Source organism: Planococcus sp. SE5232 (assembly GCF_050686535.1).
Lineage (GTDB): Bacteria > Bacillota > Bacilli > Bacillales_A > Planococcaceae > Planococcus.
The window spans coordinates 1,783,483-1,802,787 of record NZ_JBOGCP010000001.1; the positions used below are offsets into that span (position 1 = coordinate 1,783,483).

At 42.1% G+C, this 19,305-nt stretch carries 15 protein-coding genes; all 15 read left to right on the forward strand.

Going from position 1 to position 19,305, the window contains the following annotated elements:
- The 15 genes from ACRC6Q_RS08515 (at window position 1) to ACRC6Q_RS08585 (ending at window position 19,233) form a co-directional block, all read left to right on the forward strand.
- Entirely contained in the window at window positions 1-1,689 is a 1,689-nt protein-coding gene (locus tag ACRC6Q_RS08515) for a ribulokinase (RefSeq protein ID WP_431466261.1), read from the forward strand.
- An 18-nt stretch (window positions 1,690-1,707) separates the two neighbouring features.
- The gene (araA, locus tag ACRC6Q_RS08520; RefSeq protein ID WP_431466262.1) at window positions 1,708-3,192 is read left to right on the forward strand and encodes an L-arabinose isomerase; all 1,485 of its coding nucleotides are present in this window, start codon (window positions 1,708-1,710) and stop codon (window positions 3,190-3,192) included.
- A 151-nt stretch (window positions 3,193-3,343) separates the two neighbouring features.
- A complete protein-coding gene (locus ACRC6Q_RS08525) occupies window positions 3,344-4,465 on the forward strand; it encodes a GntR family transcriptional regulator (RefSeq protein ID WP_431466263.1) in 1,122 nt (373 codons plus the stop codon).
- Between the two features lie 294 nt (window positions 4,466-4,759).
- Complete coding sequence (locus ACRC6Q_RS08530; RefSeq protein WP_431466264.1) at window positions 4,760-6,283, forward strand: alpha-N-arabinofuranosidase; 1,524 nt, start codon at window positions 4,760-4,762, stop codon at window positions 6,281-6,283.
- A 101-nt stretch (window positions 6,284-6,384) separates the two neighbouring features.
- Window positions 6,385-7,725, forward strand: coding sequence for an ABC transporter substrate-binding protein (locus ACRC6Q_RS08535; protein ID WP_431466265.1), 1,341 nt, complete (start codon window positions 6,385-6,387; stop codon window positions 7,723-7,725).
- 116 nt (window positions 7,726-7,841) lie between these two features.
- Window positions 7,842-8,795: a carbohydrate ABC transporter permease gene (locus ACRC6Q_RS08540; RefSeq protein WP_431466266.1), complete on the forward strand. Its 954-nt coding sequence runs from the start codon at window positions 7,842-7,844 to the stop codon at window positions 8,793-8,795.
- Window positions 8,796-9,635 (forward strand): carbohydrate ABC transporter permease, encoded by an 840-nt coding sequence (locus ACRC6Q_RS08545; protein ID WP_298827477.1) that lies wholly within the window; start codon window positions 8,796-8,798, stop codon window positions 9,633-9,635.
- A gap of 30 nt (window positions 9,636-9,665) precedes the next feature.
- A complete protein-coding gene (locus ACRC6Q_RS08550; protein WP_431466267.1) occupies window positions 9,666-10,283 on the forward strand; it encodes a YesL family protein in 618 nt (205 codons plus the stop codon).
- Between the two features lie 64 nt (window positions 10,284-10,347).
- Window positions 10,348-11,511 carry a family 43 glycosylhydrolase gene (locus ACRC6Q_RS08555; RefSeq protein ID WP_431466268.1) on the forward strand — a complete coding sequence of 388 codons (1,164 nt, stop codon included), beginning with the start codon at window positions 10,348-10,350 and terminating at the stop codon, window positions 11,509-11,511.
- A 54-nt stretch (window positions 11,512-11,565) separates the two neighbouring features.
- Window positions 11,566-12,660, forward strand: a complete 1,095-nt coding sequence (locus tag ACRC6Q_RS08560) for a galactitol-1-phosphate 5-dehydrogenase (RefSeq protein WP_431466269.1) — start codon at window positions 11,566-11,568, stop codon at window positions 12,658-12,660.
- Window positions 12,661-13,130: 470 nt separating this feature from the next.
- Entirely contained in the window at window positions 13,131-13,988 is an 858-nt protein-coding gene (locus ACRC6Q_RS08565; RefSeq protein WP_431466270.1) for an SRPBCC domain-containing protein, read from the forward strand.
- A 186-nt stretch (window positions 13,989-14,174) separates the two neighbouring features.
- Window positions 14,175-15,161: an aldo/keto reductase gene (locus tag ACRC6Q_RS08570; RefSeq protein ID WP_431466271.1), complete on the forward strand. Its 987-nt coding sequence runs from the start codon at window positions 14,175-14,177 to the stop codon at window positions 15,159-15,161.
- A 161-nt stretch (window positions 15,162-15,322) separates the two neighbouring features.
- Entirely contained in the window at window positions 15,323-15,844 is a 522-nt protein-coding gene (locus tag ACRC6Q_RS08575) for an N-acetyltransferase family protein (RefSeq protein ID WP_431466272.1), read from the forward strand.
- A gap of 691 nt (window positions 15,845-16,535) precedes the next feature.
- The gene (locus tag ACRC6Q_RS08580) at window positions 16,536-17,612 is read left to right on the forward strand and encodes an NAD(P)-dependent alcohol dehydrogenase (RefSeq protein WP_431466273.1); all 1,077 of its coding nucleotides are present in this window, start codon (window positions 16,536-16,538) and stop codon (window positions 17,610-17,612) included.
- A gap of 478 nt (window positions 17,613-18,090) precedes the next feature.
- Window positions 18,091-19,233, forward strand: coding sequence for an endo-1,4-beta-xylanase (locus tag ACRC6Q_RS08585; RefSeq protein ID WP_431466274.1), 1,143 nt, complete (start codon window positions 18,091-18,093; stop codon window positions 19,231-19,233).
- The last annotated feature ends 72 nt before the right edge of the window (window positions 19,234-19,305 follow it).

Consider the following 19,305-nt stretch of genomic DNA (forward strand, 5'->3'; position numbering starts at 1 on the left):
ATGAATACGAATTATGCAATTGGAGTCGATTATGGAACGGAATCTGGCCGCGCTGTCCTTGTTTCTTTGGAAACCGGCAAGGAAATTGCCGATCATGTAACACCTTACCGCCACGGCGTGATAGACAAAATTTTGCCGAATACGAGAATCCCGCTCGAAGATGAGTGGGCGCTGCAGCATCCTCAGGACTATATCGAGGTGTTGAAAAACTCGATTCCTCACGTATTGCAGAAATCCGGAGTAGACCCTGAACAAGTCATTGGCCTCGGCATCGACTTTACAGCATGTACGATGCTGCCGATTGACGCAGAGGGCGAGCCCTTGTCCGATCATCCGGAACTGAAAAACAATCCCCATAGCTGGGTGAAGTTATGGAAGCATCATGCCGCACAAGATGAAGCCAATCAATTAAATGAAATCGCGGAACAGCGGGGAGAGAAGTTCCTTGCCCGTTATGGCGGAAAGATCTCCTCGGAATGGATGATCGCTAAAATCTGGCAAATTCTAAACGAAGCTCCTGATATATATGAAAAAACAGACCGTTTTGTGGAAGCGACAGACTGGGTAACTTCACAATTGACCGGGAATTTAATTCGCAACAGCTGCACTGCGGGGTATAAATCGATCTGGCATAAACAGGATGGCTACCCGTCGAACGAATTCTTCAAAGCCTTGGATCCGCGCTTGGAGAACCTGGTTGCGACAAAACTTCGCGGAGACGTGGTTCCTATCGGTACAAAAGCTGGAGAGTTGACTGAAGCGATGGCGCAAGCCACTGGATTAAAAGCAGGCATAGCCGTAGCTGTCGGAAATGTGGATGCGCATGTATCAGTCCCGGCTATGGGCGTGACTGAACCCGGAAAACTCGTGATGACCATGGGTACTTCCATTTGTTCTTTGCTTTTAGGGGATAAGGAAGTTGAAGTGGAAGGCATGTGCGGCGTGGTTGAAGACGGCATCATTCCCGGGTTGTTTGGATATGAAGCCGGGCAACCCGCAGTCGGGGATCTGTTTGCGTGGTTTGTGGACAACGCGGTATCGAGTTCCGTTGAAAACGATGCTATCCAAGAAGGCTTGACTCTCCATCAATTACTGGAGAAAAAAGCGGTGGCGTACAGACCGGGTGAAACGGGATTATTGGCGCTTGACTGGTGGAACGGCAATCGGTCTGTATTGGTCGATACGGATCTGAGCGGGTTGATGATCGGCATGTCTTTAAAAACAAAGCCTGAAGAGATTTACCGGGCTTTGCTTGAATCGACGGCATTTGGGACGCGCAAAATTGTCGATGCCTTTACAGCCAATGGCCTGGCAGTGAACGAAATCTATGTTTGCGGCGGTTTGCCGCATAAAAATCAATTGTTGATGCAAATCTATGCGGATGTGACGAATCGCGTGATTAAAATTGCCGATTCCTACCAGACACCGGCTTTGGGTGCGGCCATGTTCGGAGCGCTTGCTGCGGGTTCAGCAAATGGCGGATTCGATTCGATTCTTGAAGCAACGAGTAAAATGGCAAGGATCAAAGACAAAGTCATCACACCGATTCCGGAGAATGTGGTGGTTTACGAGAGTTTGTACAAGGAATATTCCATTCTCCATGATTATTTTGGGCGTGGGGAAAACGATATGATGAAAAGAATGCGTGCGATTCGGTTTATGGCAAAACAAGAAAATGCATTCGTATAATAAGGGGGAAGCAATACTATGCTGGAAGTCAGGGATTATGAATTTTGGTTTTTAACAGGAAGTCAGCACCTTTATGGCAAAGAGGCACTCGAAGAAGTAGAGAATAATTCAAAGGCGATTGCCGAAGGGTTGGACAGCAATAAAAATATTCCATATAAAATCGTTTTCAAATCAGTCCTAACCAATTCAAATGATATCCGTAAAATTATCATGGAAGCGAATAGTGATGAAAACTGTGCAGGCATCATTACGTGGATGCATACCTTTTCTCCGGCTAAAATGTGGATTTCCGGTCTTGCTGCACTTCAAAAACCTTTGCTTCATTTCGGGACTCAGTTTAACCGGGATATTCCATGGCAGGAAATTGATATGGACTTCATGAATTTGAACCAATCAGCACATGGCGATCGCGAGTACGGTTTTATGGCCACTAGAATGGACATCGCCCGAAAAGTGGTCGTTGGGCATTGGGAAAAGGACCAAGTCATCCATGACATCAGCGGTTGGATGAAAACGTCAGTGGCAGTTACCGAAGGATTTAACATCAGAGTTGCCCGCTTTGGTGACAATATGCGGAATGTCGCGGTCACAGACGGCAATAAAGTGGAAGCACAGATTAAATTCGGGTGGACCGTAGATTATTATGGGATCGGCGATTTAGTTGAAGAAATGGACAAGGTCACAGATGAAGAGCTCGAAAATTTATATGCAGAATACGAGCAATTGTATGAGTTGCCTGCTGAAGCCGAAGAACAGGGAGCGGTTAGGGAAGCAATCATGGAGCAAGCCCGAATCGAATTGGGATTGAAGAAGTTCCTGTCTGACCGGAATTATAACGCCTTTACAACGAATTTTGAAGATCTCCATGGCATGAAACAGCTTCCAGGACTCGCAGCACAGCGTCTGATGGCGCAAGGCTATGGCTTTGCTGGAGAAGGCGACTGGAAGACCGCGGCATTGTTGCGCACGATGAAAATCGTCTCAGGAAACAAAGGAACATCCTTTATGGAAGATTATACGTACCATCTAGAGCCAGGAAACGAAATGATCTTAGGTTCCCATATGCTCGAAATCTGTCCGACGATTGCTGCGAATAAACCGAAAATCATTGTGCATCCGCTTGGAATCGGCGAAAAAGAAGATCCGGCCCGACTTGTTTTTGACGGACAAGGAGGGAAGGCAGTTGTTGCTTCGTTAGTGGAACTGCGAGGCAGGTATCGTCTTGTCGTCAATGAAGTGCTAGCAGAGCAGCCAACTGAAGACACGCCAAACTTGCCTGTTGCAAAGGTCCTGTGGAAGCCTGAGCCTTCATTAAGTGAAGCGACTGAATCGTGGATCTATGCAGGCGGAGCGCACCATAGTGTTTTCTCCCTTGAAGTTACGACAGATCAATTATACGAATTTGCCAATATGACCGGCATCGAATGCGTGATCATTGATGAAAACACGTCTGTCAGACAGTTGAGAAATGAATTGAAGCTCGGCCAGGTTGTGTGGAAATAATGCCTTACTTATAAAGACTTGCCGAATCGACATCGGCAAGTCTTTATCTTTAAAAGAAGACTTCATTTGATTTACGTTTTAATTATGCTATGTTTAACATATACGAATAAGTTCAGTCCATTAATTTGGATCCTATAAAAGAGGTGACAATATGACGACTAAATACAATATGGTGAAGCGGGCGGTTAAATCACGCATAATCGATGGAATCTATACGCCCAATCAAAAAATCAGTTCAGAAAGTGAATTGATGAAGGAATTTGGAGTGAGCCGCCATACGGTCAGATTAGCGATCGGCGATCTAGTATCAGCGGGTTGGCTGTATCGTGAACAGGGTTCAGGTACGTTTTGTGCAGATAGAAGCCTCCTAAAAAGCAACGACAATACGAACTCCCAAAAAAGCATCGCAATCGTAACTACGTACCTTTCAGATTATATTTTCCCTTCCATCATCAGGGGAGCAGAGTCAAAACTAAGCGAAGAAGGCTATCAAGTCAGTATTTTCAGCACAAACAATACTCACGAGATGGAACGCGGCGTTTTGGAAAAAATACTGTCCCAGCAGTTTGATGGCGTCATTGTCGAACCGACAAAAAGCGGCTCTTCAAACCCCAATATCTCTTTCTATTTAAAATTAGAGCAACTTGATATTCCGTATATTATGATCAATGCTTTCTATGATGAGTTAGAGCCCATCAGCATCGTTATGGATGATGAAAAAGGAGGATTTTTGCAGACGGAACATTTGATCAAGCTCGGCCACAAAAACATAGTCGGTTGTTTTAAAACAGATGACAGGCAAGGCATCAAGCGGATGAAAGGTTTTTTAAAAGCACACCGCCAAAATAATATCCCCGTAAGAGAAACACATATCATCACCTACAATACAGAGGAGAAACAGACGAAACCCTTGGAAGAACTGGAGAAGCTTCTTGCATCAAGCGATGGTGCCATTACGGGCCTGGTCTGCTACAATGACGAGCTTGCAATGATGCTTTTGGAGTTATTGCGGAACAAGAATATAAAAGTTCCGGAAGATATTTCGATTGTGGGACACGACGACTCGATGTTGGCTGAAATATCAGAAGTGAAATTAACTTCAATAGTCCATCCAAAAAGCGAAATGGGAGAGCTGGCTGCCAATGCTATTATTGCGCTTATTGATTCTAAACATGATAAAACCAGTAATTACAATGCCAGTTCGATGATTTATGATCCAGAACTTGTCGTTAGGAGTTCGACTAAAAATTTGGAATTGTTGGAGAAGGTATAACCGTATCTTAAGAGCTTAAAACGGTATTTCTATTTGATGTATACCATCAAACAGAAATGCTGTTTTTTTGTTTTTAATTAAAAATAATCAGAAAATTCCGTTGCAAAATGTCTTGTTTCGTATTATAGTTAATTGTACGTACAAGATGAATTATTTGAACATGATATACGAACGTGTTGGAGTTAGCGCTCTCCGATTATTTTTTCAGCAGTAATGAAAGCGCTCTCTCAAGGCAGCAAAAGACATATTGTAAAGCAACAGTAAGGCGATTTGGATGAAAAGGAGAGATGGGCTATGGCAGAAGCGTTAAAAGCGACGGTTATATTGGATAAGAGCCATCAAATTGCGAAGGTGGATGAACGCATTTATGGGTCATTCATCGAACATTTAGGAAGAGCAGTATATGGTGGGATTTATGAACCCGGCCATCCGCTGGCGGATGAGCAAGGATTCCGTAAGGATGTTATTGAATTGGTAAAAGAGTTGAATGTACCGATCATCAGATATCCAGGCGGAAATATGTTGTCTTCCTATAACTGGGAAGATGGCGTGGGCCCGGTGGAAGATCGTCCACGGCGTTTAGAATTAGCTTGGCGAACGATTGAAACCAATGAAATGGGAACAAACGAATTTGCTGATTGGTCTAAAAAAACGAACTCTGAAGTGATGATGGCAGTCAATTTAGGGACACGGGGAATTGACGCAGCCAGGAACCTGATTGAATATACGAATCATCCCGGTGGTACATATTGGAGTGATTTAAGAAAGTCGCACGGTTACGAAGCGCCACACAATATCAAAACCTGGTGTTTAGGAAATGAAATGGATGGGCCATGGCAAGTAGGCCAAAAAACTGCGCACGAATATGGAAGATTAGCGAAAGAAACTGCCAAAGCCATGCGGCTGGTTGACCCGACTATTGAATTGGTCGCGTGCGGCAGTTCAAGTTCAGATATGCCGACGTTTCCGGAATATGAAGCAACTACCTTAGACCATACTTACGAAGAAGTCGATTACATCTCGCTTCATCAATACTATGGAAACTACTCAAACGATCCGGCAAACTATCTAGCCAAAAATATGGACATGGATTATTTCATCAATACAGTCATTTCGACTTGTGATTACATCAAGGCAAAAAAACGGAGTAAAAAAACAATGTATTTAAGTTTCGACGAGTGGAACGTCTGGTACCATTCCAAAGAAAATGATCAAAAAATTGAGCCGTGGTCAATTGCACCTCCACAACTGGAAGACCATTATAACTTTGAAGATTCATTATTGGTTGGCAGTATGTTGATTACGTTCCTGCAGCATGCAGATCGAGTGAAGATGGCCTGCCTCGCACAATTAGTGAATGTCATCGCACCGATCATGACTGAAAACAATGGCCGCTCATGGAAGCAAACAATTTTTTATCCATATATGCATGCGTCGGTATTCGGAAGAGGGATCTCGCTTCAACCGATCTTAAACTCTCCTAAATACGACAGCAAGGACTTTACGGATGTTCCGTATATTGACTGTGCGGCGGTATACAACGAAGAGGCGGAAGAAGTAACCATTTTCATGGTGAATAAGCATCTACACGAGGCCATTCCGATAAGCTGCAATGTTAAGAGTTTTGATGGGTACCAGCTCGTGGAACATATAGTCCTCGAAAATGAAGACTTAAAAGCAGTTAATACAGCGAGTCATCAAACGGTTTTTCCGCACAATAACGGAAGCGCAACGTTGACTGAAGGTCTGCTGGAAGTAAATTTATCGAAGACTTCATGGAATGTAATCCGTTTAAAAGGAATTAATAAACTAAAATAGAATTTAAAGGAGGTGGCTTTTTAATCTTTTAAATTATTTGTGAAGTAGCCTTGAGCGCTTAGGGGAATGCTCAAAACTCAAAATCATAAGGGGGATTTAATTTGAAGAAACTAACTGGTTTTATGCTATTGATTTTTGTATTGATACTTGCGGCTTGTGGTGGAGGCGGAGACTCTTCAAGCGATGCCGGTGAAGCAGATGCTGCAATTTCAGTCGGTGATGATATAGAAGGCGCTACTGAATTAAGCTTTTGGACATTCAATGAGCTGCACATGGATCTATTCGAAGATTCTGCGACGCAGTGGAATGAAGAAAATCCTGACAAGCCAATCAAGCTGAATGCACAGACTTATCCGTTTGATCAAATGCACAATAATTTGTCGTTGGCCTTGCAGTCTGGCACAGGGGCACCGGATTTAGCCGATATTGAAATCAGACAATTTTCCAACTTCTTAAAAGGTGATGTTCAATTAGAGCCTTTAAATGAGTACGTGGAACCTGAACTTAAGAATAATGTTGAGGAACGTTTTAACCTATATGAGAAAGACGGCAATTATTATGGCATCGACTATCATGTAGGAGCTACTGTGATGTACTATAACCAGGAAATCATGGACGAAGCTGGCGTCGATATCGATTCAATTGTAACTTGGGACGATTATGTAGAAGCTGGTAAACAAGTTACAGAGAAAACGGGCAAATCGATGACTACAATTGAAACAACGGAGCAATTCTCTCTGTTTCCACTGATCAGCCAAAGAGAATCAAATTATTTTGACGAAAATGGCGAAGTGATCATGGACAATGATGTGAACGTTGAAACTTTGCAATTCCTTCAAGATATGATTTACAAAGATGAAATTGCAGTAGCCGCACCAGGTGGTTTCCACCATTCTGAAGAATATTACGGGTTCATGAACGACGGTGGAGCTGCATCTCTTATGATGCCGATCTGGTATATGGGCAGATTCATTGATTATATGCCAGACCTTGAAGGTAAAATGCAGATCAGACCTCTTCCAGTTTGGGAAGAAGGCGGGAACAGAACAGCAGGAATCGGTGGTACTGCCACTGTAGTGACGAACCAAAGCGAATCTGCTGATCTTGCAAAAGAGTTCCTTGCTTATACAAAATTAACTGAAGAAGCAAACGTTAAATTATGGACAGTGCTTGGGTTCGATCCACCAAGATTCGATGTTTGGGATAACGAAGAAATGAAAGCGGATAACAAATACTACGATTACTTCCATACCGGCATCTTTGATATGCTGTCAGAAATACGCGAAGAAATTGCACCGATTTATTACACACCGGAATATAGCAGTGCGCAGCAAGAAGTAGAAAGCACTGTTTTATACAATGTATTGGTTGAACAGAAGCAAACACCTCAAGAAGCTTTGACGGCTGCTGCAGAGGCAGTAAAAAGCAGGCAGTCAGATTAAATTAGAATAAGTACAATTGAAGCCTGGACTGTCATATTCGTATGGCAGTCATAGGTTTTCTATGTAACTGAGTGAGAACGGACAAAAATCTTGAGTACAGAAAAGGAGGATTGAAAATGGTAAACGATCCTATAACGAATAAGCTGGAAGAAGCACCGAGTGAACGGGTTTATAAAAAGCCAAGCAAACTGGCGTTTTTAAATTCAAAAAAAGTGGCACCTTATGTATTTATTTCACCTTTTATTTTATCCTTCTTACTATTGACTCTTTACCCGACAATCCAGGCATTCATCATGAGTTTCCAGCGAGTACTGCCAGGAAATGTTGAATTTATCGGGTTGAGCAATTATGAACGCATTTTTAACCCCACGTTTTTCCTAGCATTAAAAAATACCACTTTGTACGTTATCTTTACGGTCGTGATCTTAGTGGTCATTCCGATTCTGTTAGCGGTGTTTTTAGATTCCAAGCTAGTGAGATTTAAAACGATTTTCAGAGCATCTTTATTCATTCCATCTCTAACTTCAATTATTGTCGCAGGTACGATTTTCCGTATGATGTTCGGGGAATCAGACACAGCAGTAGCAAATCAGGTTGTTACATTTTTTGGACTGGAAGCCATCGACTGGCGGTACAACTCATGGTCAGCGATGTTCCTGATGGTGACCCTTGCTTCATGGCGTTGGATGGGGGTCAATGTACTATACTTCTTGGCGGCATTGCAAAGTGTACCTAAAGAATTATACGAATCGGCAGATATTGACGGTGCCAATGTCTTTAAGAAATTCCGCTACGTGACATTGCCATTTTTGAAGCCGATTACTATATTCGTGGTCACCATTTCGATTATCAACGGCTTCCGGATGTTTGAAGAAAGCTTTGTCTTCTGGGAAACCAGTTCACCAGGCAACATCGGTCTTTCAGTGATTGGCTATATCTATCAAGAAGGCATTCAACAGAATGATATGGGCTTTGGAGCAGCTATCGGGATTGTATTGATGTTGATCATCTTTGCAGTCAGCTTTATCCAACTCATACTTACCGGAGCCTTTAAAAGGAGCGATGAATAGATGAAGAAGAAAAAAAATAAAGCCTTGAAATGGATCGTCAATTTAAGTTTTGTCTTTATCTCTTTTATAGCCCTTTTCCCGGTCTTCGGTTTGATTGTATCCTCTTTTCGACCATCATCAGATTTGATGCGGAGCGGGATGAGCTTGACGTTTGATCTAGGCGATTTAAGCTTAAGCAACTATATTTTCATTTTTACTCAAGCCGATTCCTACTGGCAGTGGTATGCCAACAGCTTGATCGTTTCGTCACTTGTGATTTTCTTGTCCCTCTTCTTTTCCTCGATGGTGGGATACGCATTGGCGATGTATGATTTCAAAGGAAAGAACTTCATATTCACACTCGTGCTATTCATCATCATGGTGCCTTTTGAAATTTTGATGTTGCCGTTATATAAATTGATGATCACGTTGCAGCTTATCGATACCTACTTTGCGGTCATGCTACCATTGATTGTGGCACCGATCGCTGTGTTCTTCTTCAGGCAATATGCATTAGGACTGCCGAAAGAATTGATGGACGCTGCCCGAATGGATGGGACTACAGAGTACGGTATCTTCTTTAAAATTATGATGCCTTTGATGCTGCCGTCTTTTGCGGCTATGGCGATTTTACAAGGGTTGAACAGCTGGAATAACTTCCTTTGGCCGCTTTTGGTTTTGAGGTCGGACAGTATGTTTACGTTGCCGGTTGGACTTGCGACATTGCTCACGCCCTACGGCAATAATTACGATGTATTGATTGCAGGGTCTGTCATGACGATTCTTCCGATCGTCGTGTTATTTATATACTTCCAGCGCTTCTTTATTTCTGGATTGGCAGTTGGTGGCGTTAAAGGATAGAAAGAATTTCTTAACTTGGAGAGTGGCAGTATGAATGGCAAAGGGATAGTCACATCACTAGATTCGATCCTTCAGTGGGTAACCAGGTTTGTGGTTTTAAACTTGGTCTGGTTTTTCTATACAGCCCGTGGGTTCGTTGTACTTGGAATATTCCCGGCAACAGCTGCAGCTTTGAGGGTGATGAAGAAATGGCTTGATGGAGATCATGATATTCCTGCCAGGCAATTATTTAAGCAATATTATAAAGAAGTCTTTAAAGATGCCAACAAAATCGGATGGACATTGTCCTCAATCGGAGCGGTCTTGTTCCTTAACTATAAGATTATCGAAGGCACTGGTGATGGTGTATGGATTGGAACGATTTTCGGTTTCTATTTCATTACTTTTTTTTACCTTATTATTGTCGCTTGGACATTTCCTTTGTTTATTCAATTTGAAAATCAATGGTTTAAACATCTGAAAAGTGCGTTAATCATCGGGTTGGTTAAAATTCACTATACGATCGCCATTTATTCTGTCATGTTTTCAATAGTCTACCTGACACTCACATACCCAGGGATTATTCCTTTTTTCTCGATCAGTTTATTTATTTGCATGTGGTACTGGTTAGCGTCCCAAGTTTTGAATAAGTTACAAGTAAAAACGTAAAGCTCGAATATGATCTTTACTTGGCTAGAAAGTGAAAAGAAGTAGATTATAAAAACAGGAGCGATTGCAGATGCTGAAGATTGAAGAACCGGTTATAACAACCCGAATCGGGAGTGAACCAGTTTTACCTGAAAATATCCTAGTGGAATTTGAAAGCGGTGATAAGGCATCAGTTCCAGTGAAATGGGAGGAGTCTTTAACGGATTATTACAAGGAAGCCGGTAAGTTCCAAGTCCATGGACAACTACAGCTTTTAAAATATCCTAATCCCCTCGTTGAACAAAGAGCTGATCCTTATATTTATAAACATACGGACGGATATTATTATTTTACAGGTTCTTATCCCGAATATGACCGCATTGTTTTAAGGCGATCGAAGTCAATTGAAGGCCTGGCGGAAGCAGAAGAAACGGTTATATGGACCAAACGAGAAAAAGGCATCATGTCTCTGCATATATGGGCGCCGGAAATTCATTATATTGATGGAAAATGGTACATCCATTATGCCGCTGGAGACATTGATGATATATGGGCAATCAGGCCATATGTATTAGAGTGTGAGAATGAGAACCCGCTTGAAGGTGAATGGAGCGAAAAAGGCCAAGTCAATACGGACTTTAACAGTTTTTCATTGGATGCGACGACGTTTGCGCATAATGGGAAACGGTATCTGGTTTGGGCCCAAAAAGTTTCAGAAGACACCATTTCAAATTTATACATTGCCGAAATGAGCAATCCATGGTCGATAAAGAACAACCAGGTGCTTTTATCAACCCCAGAGTTTGAATGGGAGCAGGAAGGCTTTTTTGTAAACGAAGGTGCGGCTTTTATCCGTAGAACCGGTAAAGTATTCATTTCCTATTCGGGAAGTGCGACGGATGACCGGTATGTAATGGGGCTTTTAACGGCTGATGCTGATAGTGATTTGTTGGATCCAGCATCATGGACAAAATCGACTGAACCTGTGTTTACATCTAATAAGGAAACCGAAGAATATGGTCCTGGCCATAATAGTTTTACGGTAGCAGAAGACGGAGAAACTGATTTGCTTGTCTATCACGCCCGCCCTTACAAAGAAATCCAAGGCAATCCACTGTATGACCATAACCGTCATGCCCGTGTACAACAATTACTTTGGAGCGAAGAAGGAACTCCCGTTTTTGGCTTTCCTGGACAAACAGAGCTTCTGACAAATCGGAAAATAATTGCTTCTATAGAAGTGAGGTAATCATATAGTTTTTCAGACCCTTGACGAAAAGGATGGGATTTAATGGAAGGGAAGATGGAAGCGGCAGTATTGCATTCACTTGGTGAATTTCACACCGAACTTGTAGATATCCCTTCAATAAATGAGGATGAAGTCTTGATAAAAGTGAAGTATTGTGGAATTTGCGGTTCAGATGTTCCACGCGCTATGTCACATGGTGCACGGAAATATCCACTTATATTGGGGCATGAGTTCGCTGGGGTAGTGGAAAAGAAAGGCGCAAATGTTGGCCACCTTGCAATTGGAGACCGCGTCGTAGTTGCACCGCTCATTCCATGCAATAAATGTGAATACTGTTTATCAAGCAATTATGGACTTTGCGATGATTACACTATTATTGGTACCGGCAGCAATGGCGCATTTGCAGAATACGTAAAAGCGCCTAAAAATCATGTGCTGCAAATCGATGATCGTATAGATTTTGAAACGGCTGCTGGGATAGAACCGGCAACAATTGCTTATCATGGGGTGCAAAAAGCTGCCATCCAACCCGGTGAGACAGTGGTCGTGATGGGGTGTGGACCCATCGGACAGTTGACCATACAATGGGCCAGAATATTTGGCGCAGCTAAGATTATTGCTGTGGATATTTTTGAAGAAAAGCTTGTTAAGGCCCAAGAGCTCGGTGCGAACTTTACATTCAACGCTAAATTATGTAATCCCGTGGAAGAAATCATTGGAAATACGGGATTAGGTGCAGATGTCGTAATTGAAACTGCAGGCAGCGCCATCACTCAACAACAATCCATCTTATCAGCTAAGAAAAAAGGGAGAGTGATTTTTTTAGGGATCACTCATACCGGTATAGACCTGGAAGAAAAAACGATGGATCACATTATGCGGGGAGAACTTAAGATTCAAGGATCCTGGAATTCCTACTCAGCTCCTTATCCAGGGATTGCATGGAAGGCCAGCTTGGATTTTATGGCGAAAGGAGAACTTGAATTCAAATCTATGATTTCCCATAAAATCACCATTGATGAAGTTGGTGAATACATTCGGGGAATGGCTGATCGGAGCCTTCGCTTCAATAAAGTATTGGTGTCTATGGATAAGGAAGACCAAAAAATAGACGACAAAGAGAGGGAGGTTGTTTTGGCTTCATCCTAGAATTCAAGTGCGTGAAGCAGATTAAAGGCAATCAATAGATGTCAAAAGTTTTGCGTAAATGAAAAAGGACCAATCAAGGTCCTTTTTTGTTTCTTATAAATTACTTAACTTTTTAACAACAGCCATCATAATCGCTTTTCCTTTTCTGAATGTCTTCACCATTTTCCTTCCCTTCTTATGTAACTGTATACGGCAGGCATTCTGGGTAAGCAGTCTGTAAATTATTTTTTCTCCGTAGTATAATTGAGCTTAAGGAATCGTATCGGACACTCATTTTTAAAGCATAATTAAAGTTACTAAAATCCAAGTTCTCGAAATGATATGCCGCTTACGGTGCATAGAAGTGAACGTCTCTTTGACATAGGGCAAATGATAAATAGAGATCTGGACTGCAATGAACCAACAATTGAGGAAGTGTTGTCATGAAAAAGCCAAATGTGCAATTACCATGAGAAAGAAGGGAGAAAATCATGATTAGAATTCACCTTGAACGGGCTTTTGATGTTGGTCCAGAACTGCTTTGGGAACTTGTGGTTGATCCGGATCATTATCGTTTTTGGACAGAAACATTCTCTGAAGGCTCAACCTTTTATGGGGAGTGGACTAAGGGCAGCGCTATTCGTTTTGTGGCGGAAGATGAAAATGGGATGGAAAATGGTATGTTATCAGAAATTGCAGAAAGTCAATGGCCGGAGTTTATTTCGATCAAGCACGTGGGCGTGGTGATGGATGGCGCCGATGACTATGATTCCCCTTTGGCTCAGGAATGGTCAGGGGCCTTCGAGAATTATCGATTTATCCCGCAGTCAGATAGCACATGTGTTTTTGAAGTTGAGCAAGATTTGCCGGAAGAACAAGCAGAAGAGTTTAAGGAAAACTGGGAAAAATCTTTTGACCGCATGGCGACTCGGCTTGAAACTAGTGGAGATTTAGGGAAGGTCATAACCCTTCGCGAAAAGTCGCGCAATCGTCCAGAGGTAATTTGGGAAAAGCTTGTCACCCCTGAAAAAGTTATGTCTTGGAATTATGCCAGCGATGATTGGCATTGTCCAAACGCTGAAAATACTTTAGCAATCGGAGGCGAATTTCACTACGAAATGGCTGCTAAGGACGGCAGTGAGTCTTTTGATTTTGGGGGTACTTATACAGAAATTGAACCAGGCAAAAAATTGTATTTTGTATTGGGTGACGGGCGCAATGTGCGAATCGATATCTTTGAGAAACCTTATGGCTGCTTGATTGAAGAACGCTTCGAGGCAGAACGGCAAAACGATTTGCACCTTCAGCGCCAAGGGTGGCAAAGCATTCTGAAAAATCTGGTCCGCTAATGTAGAGTCATTGGATCATGAAAAAGAACTAGGGAACTTTTGGAATAGCCCCTGTAAAGTGAAGACTCACAGGGGCTATTTTTTGATTTGACGTGCAAAAGCACTGTGCCAGTTTAGCCGATTTCCCAGCGGGTAGATACTTATAGATGATATGTACTAAATCTATTTCAGAAGAGGTGTCCATAAATGAAAAACGAACTGACTATAAAAAACAAACTGGGACTTGGCACAGCGCCGCTTGGCAATATGTTCAGGGCGGTTCCGGAAGACGAAGCGATGCAGACGATCCAGTCGGCATGGGAAGAAGGCATCCGCTATTTTGATACGGCGCCGTTCTACGGAGCAGGATTGGCTGAAATTCGGCTTGGTGAAGTATTGTCTTCCTATAAACGCGATGATTTCCTGCTGAGTTCGAAGGTCGGCCGGATTATACTGGACGAAGAGGAAGAAAAAGAGGGGCTGTTTGAGCATGGCCGCAAGAATAAGATCCAAACGGATTACACGGAAGCAGGTACGCTCCAATCGATTGAAGACAGCCTGAAACGTTTGAAAACAGACCGTTTGGATATGGTTTTTGTGCATGACCTCTCGCCTGATTTTCTCGGGGATGAATGGATCACGAAGTTCGATGAAGCGCGAAAAGGCGCTTTTAAAGTGCTGGATCGCCTCAGAGACGAAGGCGTAATCAAAGCGTGGGGACTTGGTGTCAACACAACTACCCCGATTGAAGTAGCGCTTGAATTGGAAGAGGCGCACCCGGACCTTAGTTTGTCAGCTACGCAATACACGCTGCTTCAACACGAGCGTGCCTTGGAGCGGATGATGCGTCTGGCACAGGAAAAAGCTGGCGGACTCGTAATCGGATCAGCATTCAATTCAGGTGCATTGCTCGGCGGCGATTATTTCGATTACCAGGAAATCACGCCTGACATCAAAAAAAGAGTCGAACGATTCAATGATGTGGCAAACAATCACGGCGTAAACTTGAAAGATGCCGCACTGCAGTTTTCGACAGCACATCCTGCAGTGAAAGCAGTGGTAACGGGTTCGACACGGCCGGACCGCATCAAGGAAGATTTGCAGGCAATGAAGGCATCTATTCCCGCTGCTTTTTGGGAAGAGCTGGTGGAGACTGGGTTGGTTTCTGCTAAAGCGATTTTGCCAGGGAAATAAGGTGTCATTCTTATAGGACGAAGAAGAAGGTTCCGGTAATTGATCCGGAGCCTTTTTTGCGTAGACTTCAATTCTTAAAATGGTTGTTGCTCTTGTTTCCGCAAGTATATTGCGTCAAAATAGGTAAAATAGTTACGTTGTGCATTACTGGAGGTAATAGTTTGAAGATTAAAAAAGCAAATGAAGAAGATAGTAAAGATATAGCAAGAGTTTACGTTGATAGTTGGAAGACGACTTATCAAGGATTAGTCCCAGACAGTTACTTGGACAATTTATCTTATGAAAAAACAGAACAAAAGTGGCTTGATTTTTTAAACAGTGAAGAAGATCCTTTTATTTTTGTTGCAGTGAATGATGCAGAAAAAATTATTGGTTTTGCATCAGGTAAAAGTCTTGATGATGAAAATTTTAATGGAGAATTATATTCACTTTATCTATTATCGGAGTGCAGAGGATTAGGCATAGGAAGACAACTTGTTTCAACTATTGCGAAGCATTTTATTGAAAGAGGCATTGATTCCATAATCGTGTGGGTAATGGAACAAAATGAATCCGGACTTGGTTTCTATGAACGGATCGGAGGAAAGGAATACCTTCGTAAGACGAGCGAGTTTGGAGGAAAAATAGTTAACGATGTAGCTTATGGTTGGAAAGATGTCTCGGTATTAGTTATGAAAGAGTAATAATAACTGTCCGCGCCTTTTTGGACTTTCCGAGATGCCCTGGATTAATTACGTGTTTTCTACTTGGAGATCTATTGACTAATCGTAAGAAAAAACAGTTCGCAGATCATGATTTCACAGAAGTAGTTCATGCCCCTCCCCCTCGGTCAAAATGATTTCTACAGTTCTCAATGCATGTCCAAGGGTTAGGAGCGGCCCAATAATTAAGGAAAGGCCACCGACCCAGCGCCCTGGAAACCAAAAAGTAGAAATATCTTTATCAGAAAATGTGTTTATCTGTGTTTTATGATTCATGAACACGTTCATCACCACCAATTTATTTGAACTTTTTTAGCCTTCACTAATTCATGAAAACAGCTGTTGCTTGCCATCGTATCGCTTTTTATCAATAAAATTTCCAGTATTTACGATTTCAAAATGATATGTTTTTTAGTTAGTATACCATCATCTATTATTGCTGAGACTCAATCTAATAATTATGAAATTGAACAATCCTAGGCCTATTAAAAGGCAAACCGATGCGGTATTTAACTTATAGAACGTTTGAATAGTGAGGATGGCGGGAAGAGAAGGAGCTGGAGCTGATACTTATTTTACTTGATTCCTGTGCTTCTGCGAATACTACAAACAAAACAGGGCTCAGGCTTATGTGTATTAACCGTAGACAAACCTTATAAAAGGAGAGGATAGTATGACGAAAATTAAAGCTGCAGTCACGCCAAAAACGGGGCAAGCGTTTGAAATCACTGATATTGAATTGCCGGAACTGGGTTCGGGAGATGTTTTAATAAAAGTAGCAGCCTCCGGAATATGCCATACAGATGTTTCAGGGAGAGACACCGGCATGGTCGATCCACCCGCAGTTCTGGGCCACGAAGGCGCCGGAATTGTTGAAGAGATCGGGTCTGAAGTCACTGAACTTCAAAAAGGGGATCATGTGGTTGTTTCATTTGCAAGTTGTGGAAAATGTGATAATTGCATAGGCGGTCACCCTGCACATTGCAGGTATTATGGTGAACTTAATCTCAATAGCCACATAGATCAAGATACCAATACGTTGGTTTCCAGGTTCTTTGGTCAGTCTTCATTTGCAACATACTCACTCGTCAACCAAAGGAATGTTGTGAAAATTGATAAGGATATGGATTTAGCTTTGGCGGCTCCACTAGGTTGTGGCCTGCAAACCGGAGCTAGTAGTGTTTTGAATGTGCTGAAGCCAGAAGCAGGCAGTTCAATTGCGGTATTTGGTGTCGGAGCCGTAGGATTAAGTGCGATCATGGCTGCTAAAATTGCAGGTTGTAAAAACATTATTGGAATTGACCTTCATGAAAATCGCCTAGAACTGGCTGAAGAGTTAGGTGCAACAGCTACTATAAAAAGTGGCAAGGGTGTCGATGTTGCAGAAAAGATTAAAGAAATTACTGGGTCAGGAGTACAGCACGTTCTTGATACGACCGGAGTCGATATAGTGATTGCACAGGCAATCGACTCATTGGATACTTTTGGGAAAATAGTTACTGTCGTTACTGATTTTAACCTTTCTATCCCGTTGGAAGCATTGGCATTAAAAGGCGGAAGTATTACAGGAACTAGTCAAGGTGATGCAAGTCCACAAACATTCATTCCGGAAATGATTTCTTACTATAAGAATGGGCAATTTCCTTACGATCGAATGGTAAAATTCTTTGAATTTGATGAAATCAATAAGGCTTTTGAAGAATCGGAGAATGGGTCAGTCATTAAACCGGTTCTGAAAATAAACTATTAAATTCTATATAAAAAATGGGAACTTGTTGAAAACAAGTTCCCATTTTTTATTGAAATTCGGATGGTGTACGGTGATTATAGCTGTATCATTCAAAAAAATTGGCCGAAAGGCAGCTGCGCTTTGCTGTAAAATCTGTTTGGTCTACATAAATTACATGGTGAAAGTTTGAGTCGTTTTTGATTTTCTTAATCAAGTGGGTTTATATTCCTATAACAGTATTTTCGAACTATATAGTCAATTGATTTTTAAAATTCCATTTTCAGTTTTCCGTTACTATATAACCCTTTTGATTAATTACTCTGAAAACTTAGTTTATGTAATGCACAAACTAACATTTCATTGGTATAATCACGTTAAGTTTGCAAATGAAAACGCTTTCTTCGTTGTGAATTGCATTCTTAAAACGATAGACAGGAGGTAGGAGTGGAGATTTCTGAAGACCTTTTTTAAAAAAACGAAGTAAAAAGGAGAGATAGAAATGCTGAAAGTTCTACGTAAACCTATGATCACTGGTCTAGCTTTGACCCTCTTATTACCTGCAGGACTGAATAGTTCCGCGAATGCTGAAGATTCCCTCACGGCTTTGGACGTTGATCCAATCCATGAACGATACGAGGATTCCTTTGCGATCGGCGCAGCGGTCGAGCCATTTCAGCTTGAAGGCAAAAGCGGAGAAGTGCTGAAGCATCATTACAACAGCATTGTGGCTGAAAACGTGATGAAGCCGATTTCAATCCAACCTGAAGAAGGTAAATTCAATTTTGAAGAAGCAGATAAAATCGTCAAGTTCGCGAAAGAAAATAACATGGAGGTCCGTTTCCATACGCTAATTTGGCATAGCCAAGTCCCCGAGTGGTTCTTCCTAGACGATAACGGCAAGCCGATGGTTGATGAAACGGATGCCAAGAAGCGTGAGAAAAACAAAAAAATTGTTCTTAAACGTGTGGAAAAGCACGTGAAAGAAATAGTCAAACGCTATAAGAATGACATCGATTCATGGGATGTGGTCAATGAAACCATCGATGACGGAGGCGGCCTTCGAGAATCTCAATGGTACCAATTGACGGGAACTGATTATATCAAAGTCGCTTTTGAGACTGCCAGAAGATATGCCGGCAAAGATGCTAAGCTTTACATCAACGATTACAATACCGAAGTAGAACCAAAACGGACAGATTTATACAATCTGGTTAAAGACTTATTGGCTGATGGAGTACCGATTGATGGAGTAGGACATCAGGGGCACATTCAATTAGGCTGGCCTTCCCTTCAGGAAACTGAGGATTCCATCAACATGTTTGCGAGCCTTGGATTGGACAATCAAATTACGGAATTGGATATCAGTCTTTACGGCTGGCCGCCAAGACCGGCTTATCCAACTTATGGCGAAATCCCTGAAGACCGCTTCCAAGCGCAGGCAGAACGCTACAATGACTTGTTTGAATTATATGAAAGACTGGATGACAAAATCAGCAGCGTCACATTCTGGGGCATTGCAGATGACCATACCTGGTTGAATGATCGTGCTGAAGAATACAATGATGGCGTCGGTGTGGACGCGCCATTTGTTTTTGGACGTGATTATAAAGTGAAACCAGCCTACTGGGCCATTATGGATTAATAAAAAAGCGATGTGAGATTTTTAAAAGAAATCCATTTTGAACTGCATTTTCGTTGTTTGGCACTGCTGACG